The organism is Vibrio marinisediminis, from assembly GCF_014050145.1.
Lineage (GTDB): Bacteria > Pseudomonadota > Gammaproteobacteria > Enterobacterales > Vibrionaceae > Vibrio > Vibrio marinisediminis.
The window spans coordinates 1-262 of the sequence record NZ_JACFYF010000289.1 but is presented as its reverse complement, the minus strand read 5'-3'; the positions used below and the strand labels follow the sequence as shown (position 1 = coordinate 262).

At 36.3% G+C, this 262-nt stretch carries 1 pseudogene; it reads right to left on the bottom strand.

The features are described from left to right. Positions 1–262, bottom strand: a pseudogene (locus H2O73_RS24135) (alanine dehydrogenase); the annotation flags it as partial.

Below are 262 nucleotides of genomic sequence, written 5' to 3'. Positions count from 1 at the left end.
AAATTATGTTGTAACCGTCTTAACTTGGTAACAGAATTATCAAAAACTTTTACTTGAGCACCTAAACCAATAGCAGATCTTGCTGCAAATTCGCCAACGGTGCCTGCTCCTAAAATAACAACATCTGGCGGAGAAACACCACCAATATTTCCTAGGAGCAATCCATTTCCAACACTACTATTGTTCATTAATTCTGCAGCAATTAAAATAGAAGAGACTCCCGCAATTTCACTTAATGATTTTACAACAGGAAAAATACCAT